Origin of the sequence: Virgibacillus aidingensis (genome assembly GCF_010994035.1) — a bacterium.
Taxonomy (GTDB): Bacteria; Bacillota; Bacilli; order Bacillales; family Amphibacillaceae; genus Virgibacillus_N.
In genome coordinates this window covers 1-14,511 of the sequence record NZ_WIXN01000005.1, presented here as the reverse complement: position 1 = coordinate 14,511, position 14,511 = coordinate 1, and the positions used below count along the sequence as shown (strand labels likewise).

At 39.3% G+C, this 14,511-nt stretch carries 17 protein-coding genes; 6 read left to right on the top strand and 11 right to left on the bottom strand.

The window, feature by feature from the left end:
- Window positions 1-105: 105 nt before the first annotated feature.
- Together GHD25_RS19910 and GHD25_RS19905 are read right to left on the bottom strand one after the other, a co-directional pair.
- Window positions 106-294, bottom strand: a complete 189-nt coding sequence (locus GHD25_RS19910) for a hypothetical protein (RefSeq protein WP_240452226.1) — start codon at window positions 292-294, stop codon at window positions 106-108.
- 156 nt (window positions 295-450) lie between these two features.
- A complete protein-coding gene (locus GHD25_RS19905; protein WP_240452225.1) occupies window positions 451-558 on the bottom strand; it encodes a hypothetical protein in 108 nt (35 codons plus the stop codon).
- 834 nt (window positions 559-1,392) lie between these two features.
- Between GHD25_RS19905 and GHD25_RS05320 the strand changes: the two genes are divergently transcribed.
- The gene (locus GHD25_RS05320) at window positions 1,393-2,352 is read left to right on the top strand and encodes a COX15/CtaA family protein (protein WP_164215343.1); all 960 of its coding nucleotides are present in this window, start codon (window positions 1,393-1,395) and stop codon (window positions 2,350-2,352) included.
- A 171-nt stretch (window positions 2,353-2,523) separates the two neighbouring features.
- On the opposite strand, the gene pyc is transcribed toward GHD25_RS05320, so the two are convergent.
- From pyc to GHD25_RS05305, 3 genes are all read right to left on the bottom strand, one after another.
- Window positions 2,524-5,967, bottom strand: coding sequence for a pyruvate carboxylase (gene pyc, locus GHD25_RS05315; protein WP_164215342.1), 3,444 nt, complete (start codon window positions 5,965-5,967; stop codon window positions 2,524-2,526).
- Window positions 5,946-7,136, bottom strand: a complete 1,191-nt coding sequence (ftsW, locus tag GHD25_RS05310; protein WP_164215341.1) for a putative lipid II flippase FtsW — start codon at window positions 7,134-7,136, stop codon at window positions 5,946-5,948. Before ftsW ends, pyc begins: the two co-directional genes overlap by 22 nt.
- Before the next feature lie 255 nt (window positions 7,137-7,391).
- Window positions 7,392-7,673 (bottom strand): Fpa/YlaN family protein, encoded by a 282-nt coding sequence (locus tag GHD25_RS05305; protein ID WP_164215545.1) that lies wholly within the window; start codon window positions 7,671-7,673, stop codon window positions 7,392-7,394.
- A gap of 273 nt (window positions 7,674-7,946) precedes the next feature.
- On the opposite strand from GHD25_RS05305, the gene GHD25_RS05300 reads away from it, so the two are divergent.
- Together GHD25_RS05300 and GHD25_RS05295 are read left to right on the top strand one after the other, a co-directional pair.
- Window positions 7,947-8,432, top strand: a complete 486-nt coding sequence (locus GHD25_RS05300) for a hypothetical protein (protein ID WP_164215340.1) — start codon at window positions 7,947-7,949, stop codon at window positions 8,430-8,432.
- Window positions 8,433-8,629: 197 nt separating this feature from the next.
- The gene (locus tag GHD25_RS05295) at window positions 8,630-9,247 is read left to right on the top strand and encodes a YhcN/YlaJ family sporulation lipoprotein (protein WP_164215339.1); all 618 of its coding nucleotides are present in this window, start codon (window positions 8,630-8,632) and stop codon (window positions 9,245-9,247) included.
- A 66-nt stretch (window positions 9,248-9,313) separates the two neighbouring features.
- Here GHD25_RS05295 and GHD25_RS05290 read toward each other — a convergent pair whose 3' ends face one another.
- On the bottom strand, window positions 9,314-9,625 hold the full coding sequence (locus GHD25_RS05290; RefSeq protein ID WP_164215338.1) for a hypothetical protein: 312 nt from the start codon (window positions 9,623-9,625) through the stop codon (window positions 9,314-9,316).
- Between the two features lie 159 nt (window positions 9,626-9,784).
- On the opposite strand from GHD25_RS05290, the gene GHD25_RS05285 reads away from it, so the two are divergent.
- Window positions 9,785-9,988: a YlaI family protein gene (locus GHD25_RS05285; protein ID WP_164215337.1), complete on the top strand. Its 204-nt coding sequence runs from the start codon at window positions 9,785-9,787 to the stop codon at window positions 9,986-9,988.
- Between the two features lie 55 nt (window positions 9,989-10,043).
- Here the strand turns inward: GHD25_RS05285 and GHD25_RS05280 are convergent, their stop codons facing one another.
- Window positions 10,044-10,349, bottom strand: coding sequence for a YlaH-like family protein (locus GHD25_RS05280; protein ID WP_164215336.1), 306 nt, complete (start codon window positions 10,347-10,349; stop codon window positions 10,044-10,046).
- Window positions 10,350-10,831: 482 nt separating this feature from the next.
- Here GHD25_RS05280 and GHD25_RS05275 point away from each other — a divergent pair, with 482 nt between their 5' ends.
- Entirely contained in the window at window positions 10,832-11,005 is a 174-nt protein-coding gene (locus GHD25_RS05275) for a DUF5325 family protein (RefSeq protein WP_164215335.1), read from the top strand.
- A 15-nt stretch (window positions 11,006-11,020) separates the two neighbouring features.
- Here the strand turns inward: GHD25_RS05275 and GHD25_RS05270 are convergent, their stop codons facing one another.
- A complete protein-coding gene (locus GHD25_RS05270; RefSeq protein ID WP_164215334.1) occupies window positions 11,021-11,830 on the bottom strand; it encodes an inositol monophosphatase family protein in 810 nt (269 codons plus the stop codon).
- A gap of 117 nt (window positions 11,831-11,947) precedes the next feature.
- Window positions 11,948-12,139, bottom strand: a complete 192-nt coding sequence (locus GHD25_RS05265) for a hypothetical protein (protein WP_164215333.1) — start codon at window positions 12,137-12,139, stop codon at window positions 11,948-11,950.
- Between the two features lie 229 nt (window positions 12,140-12,368).
- On the opposite strand from GHD25_RS05265, the gene GHD25_RS05260 reads away from it, so the two are divergent.
- The gene (locus GHD25_RS05260) at window positions 12,369-12,998 is read left to right on the top strand and encodes a YktB family protein (protein WP_164215332.1); all 630 of its coding nucleotides are present in this window, start codon (window positions 12,369-12,371) and stop codon (window positions 12,996-12,998) included.
- A gap of 84 nt (window positions 12,999-13,082) precedes the next feature.
- Here the strand turns inward: GHD25_RS05260 and GHD25_RS05255 are convergent, their stop codons facing one another.
- Together GHD25_RS05255 and GHD25_RS05250 are read right to left on the bottom strand one after the other, a co-directional pair.
- Window positions 13,083-13,352, bottom strand: a complete 270-nt coding sequence (locus GHD25_RS05255) for a UPF0223 family protein (RefSeq protein ID WP_164215331.1) — start codon at window positions 13,350-13,352, stop codon at window positions 13,083-13,085.
- Complete coding sequence (locus GHD25_RS05250; RefSeq protein WP_164215330.1) at window positions 13,349-14,320, bottom strand: NAD(P)H-dependent flavin oxidoreductase; 972 nt, start codon at window positions 14,318-14,320, stop codon at window positions 13,349-13,351. The genes GHD25_RS05255 and GHD25_RS05250 overlap by 4 nt, the downstream gene beginning before the upstream one ends.
- Between the last annotated feature and the right edge of the window lie 191 nt (window positions 14,321-14,511).

The following is a 14,511-nucleotide window of genomic DNA, read 5'->3' as shown; positions in this document are numbered from 1 at the left end:
GTTACTGCAATCATGGTTAAAAAAATGACCAATAAATAATTCAGTGAATAAACAAATATTAAATTTGCCGATTTCAAATCATTTTTCATGAAAAAACCGCTGCTTCTAAGGATGATCCAGCCTGCTTTTAATATGGCTGCAATTATAATAAATGCGGATCCAAAGGAACCCAGGTAAAATGGCAATGGCAGCAGGCACGCAATATATAATTATTTGATGTTTTGTCATATCAAAACCAAAAACTGCCGGAAGCATAGGGGTTCCCACCCGCTTATATTCATCTTTTTTCTTCATTGCCAACGCAGGAAATGCGGGATCTGCCAAATAAACATCAGTAAAATAATATAGACGGTACCATATGAAATTCCGATTGTACAGCAGTCCACCCAATTAATGGCGAAGCAGCTCCGGAGAGGCTTCCGATTGCTGTATTTAACATATATCGTCTCTTTAAACTATATAGACAAACCATCCAAAAAATGCGATTAACACTGTCTGAACTGTGGTAAAAAGTAAGAGGATTAATCCGAGTACCGTGGCAGCTATACCAAGTACCAATGCTGTATTCAGTGTTATATTCCCTGTTACAGTAGGCCGGGTTTTGTTCGGTTCATGACAGGATCTATATCTGCATCATACGAAATGTTGACGATACATCCCCCCTATAATGACGAGGGCGTTTCCGGCCTTGTGAACAGAAATATATCCCAGTTCGCCCCAATAGAAGCGCCTGTAATATATAGTCCCAGCCAAAACCCCGCGAATTTACTATACCTATTTTAATAAGTGATTTTAAACCTTAAATAAATGATTTATTGCTAATATCACCGGCAGCAGATACACCAACAATCCCAGCAGAAGGCGGCTCCGCTTTCCCCATCCGTTCCCCCCTTTATACTCCAAATTCCAAGGGTTTCACAGCCGTATGCTATATACTATTTCCAATAAGCAGCCAAGCTATGACCTTTTAATTGTAGCACGTAAATGAATTACATTCTAACAAACTACACAGAATATCATTATAATACAATGAAACGATGTAATTGTGACATTTCTGTGAAATAATTGATGTAAAATGAAAATAAAAGGCGGCCAGCCTTCTTCACAATCACAGTAGTACTATGCAGTTTGGACATTTTTAAACTTTTTTTCACAAAGTGATAAACAGCACAGCAAATATCCTCTACATTATTTCTAGCAAACAAATGTAAACAATGCAAGCGTTTTTCACTTTTTCCATAGTGAAAATGGTAATTAGTGACGGGACTGTAACAATTCTGTGTCATTTGTCACTTTTTCGGGCTATTTTATTGCAAAGTTAATGAAATACATGATATTAATATTAGTATTGGTAATTATACAGTATTAATTACATAGAAGTGAGGCTATCTTATGTTAAAGATTTTAAAATCGTTGTCTGTCGTTACTACAATCGGAATGGCGTTTGTCTTACTGGGCGGAGCGCTTGTGACTAAAACAGGCTCTGGCGAGGGGTGTGGTGATAGCTGGCCATTATGTGAAGGGCAATTGATTCCTTCAGTTATTACACCCGAACTCGTTATTGAGTTTAGTCACAGACTTGTTTCCGGTGTAGTAGGAATAACTGTGGTCCTGCTTTCCATTCTCGCCTGGAAATATATTGGGCACATCCGGGAAGTGAAATTCCTTGCAGTTATGTCCATAGCCTTTTTAATTTTGCAGGCATTATTGGGTGCAGTAGTAGTAATGTGGGGGCAGCCTGATTTTGTCTTGGCAGCACACTTTGGGATTTCATTAATTTCTTTTGCATCGGTTTTTCTGTTGACGCTGCTTATTTTTGAAATCGATAAAAAGCTGGACACAAGCGGGTTATATATAAAAAAGAAGCATCGTATTGAAATTTATGCGCTATCTGTTTATACAATGATTGTGGTTTATACAGGTGCTTTGGTACGTCACACGGAAGCCAATTTGGTATGCGGTGACTGGCCTTTTTGCAATAATGCTGCGCCATTTGATTTTGCCGCATACAGTATGGAGCAATGGATCCAAATGGGACATCGGCTTATGGCCGGAATGCTGTTCTTGTGGACAATAGTGTTTTTCATAAAAGTGGTGAAAAATTACCGTTCCCAAAATGTTATGTACTATGGCTGGATGGCAGCTTTAGGACTTATTACCCTGCAAGTATTCTTCGGAGCAATGATTATTTTTACATTATTAAATTTAAATGTCGCCCTGCTGCACGCATTGGTGATCACCTGCTATTTTGGCGTACTCTGCTATTTCATCATGTTATCGTCAAGGAGTGCCAAAGCAGAGCAGCCGGCATTGAAAAAGGCGGAAACATCTCCATTGGTCACTGCCGACTAATTTATCCATGAGAAAAAACGCAAATTGCAATTGCAATTTGCGTTTTTTTATAGGTTCCACTCCCGGCTATAGCCGGGCTTTGTAGCTTTATGGCAGGAACAACTTTTTGCAAACGATGGCGATCGTTTAAAAGCAGTCCGTAAGCCGTTAAACGTGGCACTTACCCTTATTTTATTCAAATTCTATAAGCAAATCATCGGCCATGATCGTATCGCCATTAGAAACGTGTATGTCTTTAATTGTACCGGTATAAGGTGCCTGGACTGTTGTTTCCATCTTCATTGCTTCTGTGATCATAATATGGTCTCCTTTGTTCACCCTGTCTCCTTTAGAGCAAATCACCTCAATTACCGTGCCCGGCATGGTTGCTCCAATATGTTTTTCATTTGATTTATCCACTTTTGGCCTGGATACAATTTCTGATTTAATACTTTTATCTTTAATCACCACTTCACGTGACTGTCCATTTAATTCAAAATAGACGACCCTGGTTCCATCAGGCTGTGCCTCAGAAATCGATACAAGCTTAACAATTAAAGTTTTTCCCTGCTCAATTTCCACTTCGATTTCTTCACCCAGTTTCATTCCATAAAAAAAGGTTGGTGTATCCAATACCGAAACATCTCCATAAGTGTCATGAAACTTCTGATAGTCCATGAAAACCTTCGGATAAAGTGCATGGGATACCATATCGAAGCTCGTTACCTGACGGTCAAGTGATTTAAACAGGGATTCTTTCAGTTGGGTGAAGTCCACAGGTTCAAGCAGTTCACCCGGCCGTACCCTGATTGGCTCTTTGCCTTTTAATATAATACGCTGCAGCTCCTGCGGAAATCCCTGATAAGGCTGCCCGATATACCCTTGGGCAAATTCAATTACGGAATCAGGGAAGTCAATAGATTCACCTTGTTCATATATATCATCTTCCGTTAAATTATTTTGCACCATAAATAATGTCATATCCCCGACGACCTTTGAGGATGGTGTAACTTTTACCACATCACCGAACATGTCATTAACCTGGCGAAACATGGATTTCACTTCATTCCAGCGGTTTTCCAGCCCCACTGCTTTGGCCTGCTGTTTTAAATTACTATACTGTCCACCCGGCATTTCATGATGATAAATTTCTGTATGCGGAGCTTTCATTCCACTTTCAAAATCCTGATAATACTCCCGGATTCCTTCCCAGTAATGGGACAGCTTTTCATAAGCATCTATATTGATTTTGGGCTGGCGGTCAGTTCCTTCAAGCGCATGGTAGAGCGTTTGAGCAGCAGGCTGTGATGTTAAACCTGCCAATGGTGCTGCAGCCACATCCACTACATCCACGCCGGCATCAATGGCTCTGGCATAAAGGAAAGTTCCATTTCCGCTTGTATCATGTGTATGAAGATGGATAGGAAGATCTACCGTATCTTTTAGACTGGATATTAATTGATATGCAGCTTCCGGTTTTAACAAACCTGCCATATCCTTAATGCCCAGAATATGTGCCCCAGCTTGTTCCAATTCCTTTGCCATCTTCAAATAATAATCCAAGTCATATTTGGAACGGCCGTTATCCAGGATATTCCCTGTATAACAGATAGAAGCTTCTGCAATTTTATCTGTCTTCCTCACTTCTTCAATTGCCAGCTGCATTCCTTCCAGCCAATTTAAGCTGTCAAATATCCGAAATACATCAATCCCTGCGCTTGCACTCTTTTCCACAAATTCCTTAATTACATTATCCGGGTAATTCTTGTAGCCTACCGCATTACTGGCACGGAGCAGCATTTGCAGCAGGAGATTCGGCATTTTTTCCCGCAGTTTCAATAAACGGTCCCACGGATCCTCTTTCAAGAATCGATAAGCTACATCAAAGGTCGCTCCTCCCCACATTTCCACGGAAAATAAATTCGGGAGCATCCTCGCAGTGGGCTCTGCAATCCTGTTTAAATCCTTTGTTCTTATTCTTGTTGCCAACAATGACTGGTGTGCGTCACGGAAGGTTGTATCAGTCAGCATGACCTCTTTCTGCTCCTTCAGCCATTCCGCCAATCCATCCGGACCTTTTTCATCCAAAATCTGTTTTGTCCCGTCCGGTATTTTTTCCATGGAATCCACTTTAGGCACCTGTAATTTCGGAAAGGTCGGTTTTACTTTTTTCGTCATGCCTTCCCCGCCATTTACCGTGGTTTCCCCGATATAGGTCAGCATTTTCGTTCCGCGGTCTTTTCGTTTAGGGAACACGAATAACTCCGGTGTCTGATCAATAAAAGTTGTATTATATTTTCCTGTCAAAAATTGCTCATGCAGAATAACATTCTCCAAAAACGGGATATTTGTCTTAATCCCGCGGATCCTGAACTCTTTTAAGTTTCTGACCATTTTATGTGCCGCCTGTTCAAACGTCAGTGCCCAAGTAGAAACTTTTACAAGCAAAGAATCATAATGCGGTGATATGACAGCGCCCTGGAAACCATTCCCGGCATCCAGCCGGACACCAAATCCGCCGCCTGTACGATATGCCATTATTTTTCCGGTATCAGGCATGAAATTATTTAATGGATCTTCCGTTGTAACCCGGGATTGAATGGCATATCCATTTACAGCTATTTTATCCTGAGAAGGGATCCCTACAGATTCCCCATGCAGATCCTCGCCCTGAGCGACTTTAATTTGGGTCTGCACAATATCCACTCCGGTAATCATTTCCGTAATGGTATGTTCCACTTGTACACGCGGGTTTACCTCAATAAAATAATAAGCATCTTCAGTTACCAGGAATTCAACAGTTCCCGCATTCTTGTACTTTACATTTTCCATTAATTTTACGGCCGCATCACAAATTTCCGTACGAAGCTGTTCGGATAAGGATAAACTCGGAGCAACCTCGACCACTTTCTGATGCCTTCGCTGTACGGAACAGTCCCGGTCATACAGATGGATAACATTATCATGTGCATCACCAACTACCTGCACTTCAATATGCTTCGGATTTTCAATTAATTTCTCTACGTAAATTTCATCATTTCCAAAGGCTGCTTTTGCCTCAGATTTCGCCCTTTCAAACGCATCAGAGAGATTGTTCCTGCTCCTGACGATGCGCATGCCGCGGCCACCGCCGCCAAGGGAAGCTTTAATAATAATGGGGTAACCGTATTTTTCCCCGAATGCTTCTACTTCTTCCACTGCGGAGACGGGTCCATCAGTACCCGGAATAACCGGCAGTCCCGCATTTACAGCCTGTGTTCTTGCTTTTACCTTGTCCCCGAACATATTCAAATGTTCACTTGTCGGTCCGATAAAAATGATTCCTTCTTCCTCACAGCGCTTGGCAAATTCTATATTCTCGGATAAAAAGCCATATCCCGGATGAATGGCGTCTACCCCTACACTTTTTGCCAGTTTAATAATTCCCTCTATATCCAGATATGCATCAATCGGCTTCGTGCCTTCCCCGATTAAGTATGCTTCATCAGCCTTATAGCGATGATAAGAACCGGAATCCTCCTTGGAATAAACAGCAACTGTTCTGATATTCAGTTCTGTACATGCACGGAATACACGAATTGCAATTTCTCCCCGATTTGCTACCAATACTTTTTCTATCTTGTTTGTTTCTGCCATGTTCTCCCTCCTGATTGAGAATAGTTTATTGTTTTGGAATTTGGTATATTATTTGCTGGTTCATTTTCCTGTTTTTTCACATTCATAGCGATATTATTAAGGATTCCCATAGAGATCATCAGGATAAGCAATGATGATCCGCCATAACTGACAAATGGAAGCGGAACGCCTGTGATTGGGAGTACACCGCTGATTGCTCCCAGATTAATAAAAGCCTGGATCCCCACCATGGAAGCTATTCCAATGGCAAGCAATGCACCAAAGCTGTCATCACATTTCCTTGCAATAAAAATCCCCCTTAAAACGATGGTTGCCAACAGCCCTATAACCACAATTACGCCTAAAAAACCAAGTTCTTCGGCAATAATAGCCATAATAAAGTCAGTATGTGCCTCCATCAAGTACCCCAGCTTCTGTACGCTTTGTCCAAGGCCTGTACCTGTCAGACCTCCCCCGCCAATGGCAAGATAGGACTGGATTAAATGATATCCTCCATCATCCGGAGCCTGGAACGGCTGATAAGCACCGGTAAATCTCGAAATTCTTACATCTGTAACCATGTTTGGTATAGCAACAGCAAGCAGAACAACCCCTGCCGCCACCAGTGTAAATAAATGTTTAAATTTAATTCCCGAACTGAAAATAACTGAACAGGCAATGAGGAAAATAATGGCTGCTGTACCAATATCCGGCTGGAGTACAATCAAGGCCAGAATAATTACCGTCAAAACAAGCGGCGGCAATACCCCTTTACTGAAATCCTTAATATAGGCCTGTTTTTTCGAATATACCGAAGCCAAATACATAATTAATCCCAACTTGGCAAATTCTGCCGGCTGCAGATTTACCGGGCCGAAAGAAAACCATGATTTTGCATTATTTATCGTATTTCCAAATAACAATACACCAACCAATAATAAAATAACAACTAAAATGATAATCTTCATTAGCTTTTGATAATATTTATATGGGAAAATACAGCAAAAAATAAACCCGGACAGCCCAATTACAAACCATTGCATCTGCCTGATAAGGTAATATGTACTTTCATGACCTTCCACTACCGCAATAACCATACTTGCACTATAGATCATTACCATGCCAAATAATGATAAAAGTATAGGTGTTATCATTAAAGTAAAATCGTAATCTTTTAATTTCTGTATCATCTTTTTTCTCCCCATTTAAATATAAGCCGATGCTCAGATGAAAAAGAAATTTATATTAATATAACAAATTTAAGAATATAGTGTAACACATTTGTCCGCCATAAAATGGCATGCAGTAAATATATCGGCAAAAATAATGCTTGCCTAAATATAATGTTAGGAAATACATGCCATAAATAAAAAAACTTTGCCATTATATTTGCAAGCAAAGTTTTTGCCTACCGTCACACTGTATACACTAATTGCATAAATGTGTTATACGGTATTTTGAGCGGCTTCATGCAGGATATTCAGCTGCTTTTCAAGATTTCCAAGCAATGCTTTTCCTTCATCTTCACTGATCAGATCCAAACGCACTGCAAAATCGATCTCCTTAGAAAGGCCGTACATCTGCGTATCAAGGACCTCTTCGTATAAAGGACATTGCGGCATCGTCAGGTTATCTATTTGAACTTCTATTAACCGTAAAATTTTTTCAGCATCAGCCTTAAGAAGGGCATAGGCTTTTTCTCGATGAGTCATAGTCGCCTCAGGCATCAATATTATCCCTCCGTTAAAAAGCTTTCTTCTATATTATATTATCGTCTGGATAGAAAAAATGCAAATAAAATTATCAATAACCACAGACGAAGATGAGAAAAATTAAATCTCAGCAAAACCCCAAATGAATGTAAGTGTTTTCACAGTTAATAAGCTCACTAATAACTTTTTTTAAAATTATAGACCAGGTAATTATTTTGCTTTCTTACCTGCAAAATTAACTGCAGTCTGCTATTCTAGGTAGAGATATATTAAAAAGAGGTGAAAGAAATGATCGTGCCAATTACCGGCAATGTTACATATCCTATTACACTCGATCCGACGGTATGGATCTTTGATGATCGAAAAATCGAGTTTGAACACGCGTTTCAGTATAGTACGGAGACAAAAGAAGAAGATGAACTGGAAAAAGCATCAGAAAGGTTTAATCGTGAGGTTTATCAGCAGTCTGCAAAGCCGCCTGTTAACAGAAGCATTAAAAAGTTTGAACGGGAAAAAATCCTGCAAAGTACCTATGTAATGCCACTTGGAGATTTTATTGACAATGCAGAAGTAAAACCGGGCGCAGAAAATGCAACACTGGCTACGGAGAAAGGCGAAGTTGTTATTTCCCTGGAGGAGCTCAAAGAAAGTTATTTTCTTTTTGCCAGGGATGGCAAGCCATTAACAGAAGATGGCCCAGTGCATTTATATTTTCAGGACGGCTCCAACAAAGAAAATCCAATTAAAAACATTATTAAAATCATTATCAATTAGTCATTCATTTTACGGAGAGGATCGTGATGCTTTTATGTCATCACGATCCTCTCTTATTTTATATTTTCTTCTGCAGCCTGAATCCGTTTTATAACCAGGGCTTGCCGTGTAAATTCTTTCGTATATTTTCATGTAAATTACCCAAAATAACATTAATTGATATTTGTTAGTAGCGATCATTTGGAGGGATACGAACAATGAGATTACGGCAATCGATCATCATAGGCGCTGCCATGCTGCTGTTTATTTCAGGATGTCAGCAAAATAACGATAACGAAGAACCATTGGCAAACGAGGACCAGGAACAAAGTGATCGAATTATTCAAGTAAGGGATTCAGATCCGGTTGAACAGCGGGAATTAACAAATGGCGAAATTGCAGATCACCTTGCAAATGTAGCAAGCGAGGTTCCTGAAGTAAATGATGCAGCCTCCGTTGTAGCAGGTCCCTATACAGTTGTTGGGATTGATGTGGATGGAGAGCTTGATCGTTCCAGAGTGGGAACGGTAAAATATTCAGTGCAGGAAGCACTTTATCACGATCCATACGGAAAAACCGCAGTGGTTGTTGCGGATGCTGACGTCACAGAAAGAATCAGGGGAATGGCAGATAAACTCAGGCAGGGACATCCTGTCAGGGGAGTAGTGGATGAGATCGCAGCCATAGTGGGCAGGTATATGCCTGAATTCCCGATTAGTCACGACCAGCCGGAAGAGCCTGATCAGAATAAACGGACAGTTCCTGAAGAAGATGAACGGAAGATGGAAGAGCTGGAAGAAGAACATTCACACAACCAAAGTGGGAGTACAGATTAAATTCAGTGTTGTAAATTCACTATAAGAAAAATAAGGTTTCCGGTCTGAGTAGCCGGAAACCTTATTTTATTGCTGCAGTTCCGCTTTATTATCATCCTTATACTTATTATAGTATTGTACCCCAAATTGGGACCCTTCCGAGACCATTTTGGAATTTTCCAGCTGTGCCGTATCATTGCCCTCAGACTGATCCGGAACTCCTGCATCTTCAAAAGTAGGATCAGATCCATTGGTGAAACGGTTGACTTTTTCCCGGACATTTTGGGCCTGTTCAATTAATTTTTCCCTGTTTTCTTTATCTTTGAGATAATATCCTGCCGCTGTTGCACCGATTGCTCCAGCTGCCCCAACAGCAGAAAGAATAAAGCTTTTTCTCATTAAGTAATTCACCCTTCCCTTTATTCCTTTAATTATTATATTCCCCCGGAAAATTTAATTAAAACATGCCAAACACTTCTTTATTCCGCACTTTTTATGTTAAACTTTAACATATTGCAATATGAATAATGAATCTAATCATAGCTAGAGGGTGAAATAATGAAAGTAATATGTCCGCTATGTGATAAAATAGAATATTTGGATGATAATTCATTTCAGGCAAAACGGCTGAGAAATCGAAGGAAGCATATGTTTTTATGCAGGAAATGTTATGAGCGGATTGAAGTAAAAACAAAGGAAAGACATGCAACAGGCAAATTCCGATTATACAGCGTGAAAAAAAATTCCAGCAGTTTAATTTAAATAAAGGCTGTGAAATTTTGAGGAAGGATCCTCATTATCACAGCCTTTTGTCCTTTTATTTATCTTTCTTTCGCTGATTATGCAGCCTAAGCCTGTATATGGCTAGGACGAGGGAAATAATAATCAGACTTTCGGTAATCGGCAATTTAAAAATACTGAATATCGTAATAATAAATACACCGATCGCAAACAAAATATAAACAATTACAGATTTCATTAAAGGAAGTTTTTTTGCAAAACCCAATTTATATGCAATCAAGCCAAATATGAAATTCAATACATAAAAAACCCAGAATAAATTAATGGACGTCCCATAATTATCCAATAAAAAATCAAAAATAATGCCGAAATTTGTATCCATCTTACTCCTCCATTACTTGAACTTTCCTATCAAACCCTTGTACTATCATACTAGAACTTATGCCGGGATGCTAGTTTTTTCCGTGTTAATTTTTTTTGAATAATCCCTAAAGGCTATGTCCATTTATCACTTACTTAACAATCTCCCAAATTTAATATATACTATTTTTGACCCGAAAACTTAGGCAGTAGGCATAAGTTTTTTGCAAAAGTTTTCGCGCCGCAGAATATAAAGTAAAATTTTCCAGCCGGGTTAATTTCATAATTGCTTATTTTATGTAGCTGAACTTTCATATGGAATCAGGTTAATATAAAGCTATTCCCGTCGCTTGAAGCGGAAGGCGCTAATTACCGGGCGGAAATTAGTTCATCAGGGTTTCAATACTAATTTTTTGTTATGAAATTAATTCAGGTAAAAATGATTTTGCTTTCTTGCCAAGAAAGAAGAAATTAACGGAGAAATTCCGAAACAGAGGTGTTACAGTGAAAAAAATCGATATCCCTATGCTCCTATTGGCATCATTCGTTATCTTATCATTTGCTGGAGTTGGATTTGCCATTGCACTTAGAAGTGTTTGGCTTATTATATTATTGATTATAGTAGGATTCAGCGCCATGGGGTATGGCATTTATTTGAAGAAAAAAAAGGAAAAGTGACTGCTTCACTAAGCGTCACTTTCTTCCGGCTTTAATATAATCATCTAATATCACTCTCTGAATGGATGGATTGCATACAAAAATTGAATTGTTTCCAAGCATATTTATTTCATCTCCATCCACATTGGTCATTACACCCCCGGTCTCCTCCACAATAATTTTTCCGGCTGCAATATCCCACGGAGCAAGCCGCATCGTTAAATACCCGTCAAGCGTTCCCTCAGCTACATAAGCTAATTCCAAAGCAGCGGATCCATAGGTTCTGGAGCCGCGGACTGTTTTTATTAATTTTTGCATAGCACTAACATCCACCAGCCGATTCTCGCACAGCCATAAATGATTCAAACCAAGTATGGCTTGATTTAATGGTACATATGCTTTCTTTGAAGGTAATTTTTGGTGATTCTTATAGGCTCCTTCATTTCTTTTTGCACTGTAAAGGACATCTTCCATTACATTATAAATAAACCCAATTTCCCCAATACCATCCTGGTAGATACCAACAGATATTGCAAAATTTCTTTTTTGATGGACGAAATTCATTGTCCCGTCTATCGGGTCAATAATCCAAACCGTTCCATCCAGATGTGTAACTTCATCGCCATATCCTTCCTCACCTATTATTTGGTGATTGGGATATACAGATTTAATTTTATTGACAAAAAAGGATTCCGTGTCCCGGTCTATTGCAGTAACAAGGTCATTTGCATGTGACTTTGTCTCAATAGTGAGCGGATCATTCATTTTTTTTCTTATTATTTTACCAGCTTCCAGCACCCAGGATTTTGCGAAATTATAAATATTTTTGCGTATGTCTTTTTCCATATATTTTCCTCCGAATATTACTCTATGATATATAGTACCAATTATAGCTCTGATTAGTCATCAAGTGTTATAATATGTCCCCGGGAATATTTTTGGGTTTCTGTTAATAAATTGCTCCTAGTCATCTTCTATCTCAAGCAGCTGCCGCCTTAATTGTTCCAAACGCTCTTTTGATTTGATAATCTGCACTTTATCACTTGCTTTTAATGCATCATTCAGTGTAACGAGTTCATAATCAATTTCCATACGAATTACAGGTAATTTCTTTTGTGCCTCTTTACGCCTCAACGCCTCCATTACATACTTCATTTTTTCACAACCTTTCGATTACCTTTGATTATATTTATGTTTTACTTATTAGTTTGGTTCAATTCTCATTTGCCAAATGGATTTCTATTTATTTTTTAATTCCCAAATATTAATTTTTTGAAACATGACAGTGGTTAAACTGCTGTAAAGCAGCACACTGCTTGACTTGATATTCCATATCATGAATAATCATATTTGTAATAAAGATGTGTAGGAAAGGACTGTTCACATGACATTTCAAGGATTTGAACAAAAAGACTTTGATACATTTTCCATTGAAGGACTTGATGGAAGAATGGAAGCAATAAAAAACAGGATCCAGCCCAAATTCAAGGAAATAGGCAGTGAACTGGCAGACTATTTGTCTCTTCAGCTTGGCAATGAAGTATATCTGCATATAGCAAAGCATGCCCGAAGAACGGTGAATCCCCCAAACGACACATGGCTGGCGATAGCGGATAATAAACGGGGATATAAAAAGCACCCGCATTTCCAAGTAGGTTTATTCGATGATCATGTTTTTATTTGGCTGGCTCTTATATATGAATTGGATCATAAACGGGCCATTGCAGAAACATTTGTCAACAGTTTTGAAGAGATTAAGAAATTGCCTGATCATTATGTTGTCTCTCTCGATCACATGAAAAAAGAGGCAATCAGTCTGGAAGATCTCAAGTTGAAAGATGTGGAAAGATTTCGTGATGTGAAGAAATGCGAATTTCTAATCGGACAGCATTTGTCCCCTGATGATGCAAGGACAACAAACGGAGGCGAGTTTCTGGAAACAGCAAAGGAAACATTTAATTCATTAATCCCCTTGTACCAAAAAGCCCTGAGAAGCAGGTCTGCATCCAATTAGCTTGAAGAAAAATAATAAAACATCGATTTGTGATATCCCTATAAACAGGTTATGAAAGGGTCATGCTGCAAATGACCCTTCTTTTTACTTCATGGATATGAAATTTCCATCCGCTTCTTTTGCTTTCTTCAATACAAGATAACCTACGTATCCTGATTGTTTTTCAAACTGTTTCAGCAATGTTTTTTCTTCACTTTTTGAGGGCACAACCTGCTTAAAACGATTATATTGCAGTAAAACCTCTTCGCGATTTACTTTGCTTTCATACGCCTTCTCGATCAAAGAAAAAAACTTGACTACATCAATAACCTCTTCTTTTGTCCACGTTTCATCAATGGGATAATGATAATTCATTTTTGAAATCCACCTGCCTGCTGCCAGTTATTTCTAATTTTATCAGTCTGCTTCACAATAGTTTGAATGAGTTCTGCCACGGAAGGTATATCATGAATGCCTGCCACACCTTGCCCTGCCCAGCCAAAACCTTCTTCCTTCATTCCATCATAAATATAGCGTTTGTTTGCTTCACCGCTAATATAGTTCTTTAAGCCATCATACCCTTTTTCCAAATTTTCCATTTCCAATATTTCATCTGTCCAATTATTCCTCAGTGCCCTTGCCGGGGTTCCCAATGTACGTTTAATTACTACTGTGGCATTTTCATCTGCATCCAGTATTGCTTTTTTGTAGTTTTCATGTGCATCAATACATTCTTTGGTTGCAATAAATCGCGTACCCATTTCGATCCCTTCTGCTCCAAGAGCCAATGCAGCCATTAAACCTCTGCCGTCCACAATACCGCCTGAAGCAATCACAGGAATAGAAACACTGTCGGCCACCTGGGGGGTTAATACGAAAGTGCCTGTATCTTCCCTGCCGAGATGGCCGCCGCCTTCCTGGCCAACAACCATAACGGCGTCTGCACCAAGCTCTTCCGCTTTTTCCGCCTGCCTGCGTGCTGCCACCAGGACAAGCTTTTTTATATTATGCCCTTCCACCATATCCAATACTCCTTTTGGATTCCCGCCGGTAACAGAAATAACCGGAACTTGTTCTTCAACGGCAGCCTGCACCATATGCTCAAATGGGCGGCCATGCTGACCAATGGCAAAGTTTACTCCGAAAGGCCTATCTGTCAGCGTTTTCAATTTATGTATTTCACTTCTTAATTTATTTTCATCCGGTAAACTCATTGCTGTAATTTGCCCTAATCCCCCAGCATTTGAAACAGCTGCAGCCAAATCTGCATAGGCCAAATAAGCCAGCCCGCCTTGAACGATTGGATATTTAATATTTAGTAATTCCGTAATTCTCGTTTTCATTATTTTCCCCGCCTTCTTTCCTTCCCTCCCTTTCATCGTATCATTAATACCATTGTTATATCCAATCGTTTAGCTCTATCCAAGCTAGAAAAGAACAAAAATAAAAGAGCTGCATGTGCAGCCTGAACTGCCCCCTGTCAAGTAGACAGTGGAAATAATAAAAACGATTTATGCGGCCATAGCTCTATATT

Excerpts from the sequence above, each read along its gene's own strand:
- GHD25_RS05265 (WP_164215333.1), bottom strand. The coding sequence starts at position 12,139 with ATGAAGTATGTAATGGAGGCGTTGAGGCGTAAAGAGGCACAAAAGAAA.
- pyc (WP_164215342.1), bottom strand. The coding sequence starts at position 5,967 with ATGGCAGAAACAAACAAGATAGAAAAAGTATTGGTAGCAAATCGGGGA.
- GHD25_RS05290 (WP_164215338.1), bottom strand. The coding sequence starts at position 9,625 with ATGAGAAAAAGCTTTATTCTTTCTGCTGTTGGGGCAGCTGGAGCAATC.
- GHD25_RS19910 (WP_240452226.1), bottom strand. The coding sequence starts at position 294 with ATGAAGAAAAAAGATGAATATAAGCGGGTGGGAACCCCTATGCTTCCG.
- GHD25_RS05285 (WP_164215337.1), top strand. The coding sequence starts at position 9,785 with ATGAAAGTAATATGTCCGCTATGTGATAAAATAGAATATTTGGATGAT.
- ftsW (WP_164215341.1), bottom strand. The coding sequence starts at position 7,136 with ATGATACAGAAATTAAAAGATTACGATTTTACTTTAATGATAACACCT.
- GHD25_RS05250 (WP_164215330.1), bottom strand. The coding sequence starts at position 14,320 with ATGAAAACGAGAATTACGGAATTACTAAATATTAAATATCCAATCGTT.
- GHD25_RS05320 (WP_164215343.1), top strand. The coding sequence starts at position 1,393 with ATGTTAAAGATTTTAAAATCGTTGTCTGTCGTTACTACAATCGGAATG.
- GHD25_RS05270 (WP_164215334.1), bottom strand. The coding sequence starts at position 11,830 with ATGGAAAAAGACATACGCAAAAATATTTATAATTTCGCAAAATCCTGG.
- GHD25_RS05280 (WP_164215336.1), bottom strand. The coding sequence starts at position 10,349 with ATGGATACAAATTTCGGCATTATTTTTGATTTTTTATTGGATAATTAT.
- GHD25_RS05260 (WP_164215332.1), top strand. The coding sequence starts at position 12,369 with ATGACATTTCAAGGATTTGAACAAAAAGACTTTGATACATTTTCCATT.
- GHD25_RS05300 (WP_164215340.1), top strand. The coding sequence starts at position 7,947 with ATGATCGTGCCAATTACCGGCAATGTTACATATCCTATTACACTCGAT.
- GHD25_RS05255 (WP_164215331.1), bottom strand. The coding sequence starts at position 13,352 with ATGAATTATCATTATCCCATTGATGAAACGTGGACAAAAGAAGAGGTT.
- GHD25_RS05295 (WP_164215339.1), top strand. The coding sequence starts at position 8,630 with ATGAGATTACGGCAATCGATCATCATAGGCGCTGCCATGCTGCTGTTT.
- GHD25_RS05305 (WP_164215545.1), bottom strand. The coding sequence starts at position 7,673 with ATGCCTGAGGCGACTATGACTCATCGAGAAAAAGCCTATGCCCTTCTT.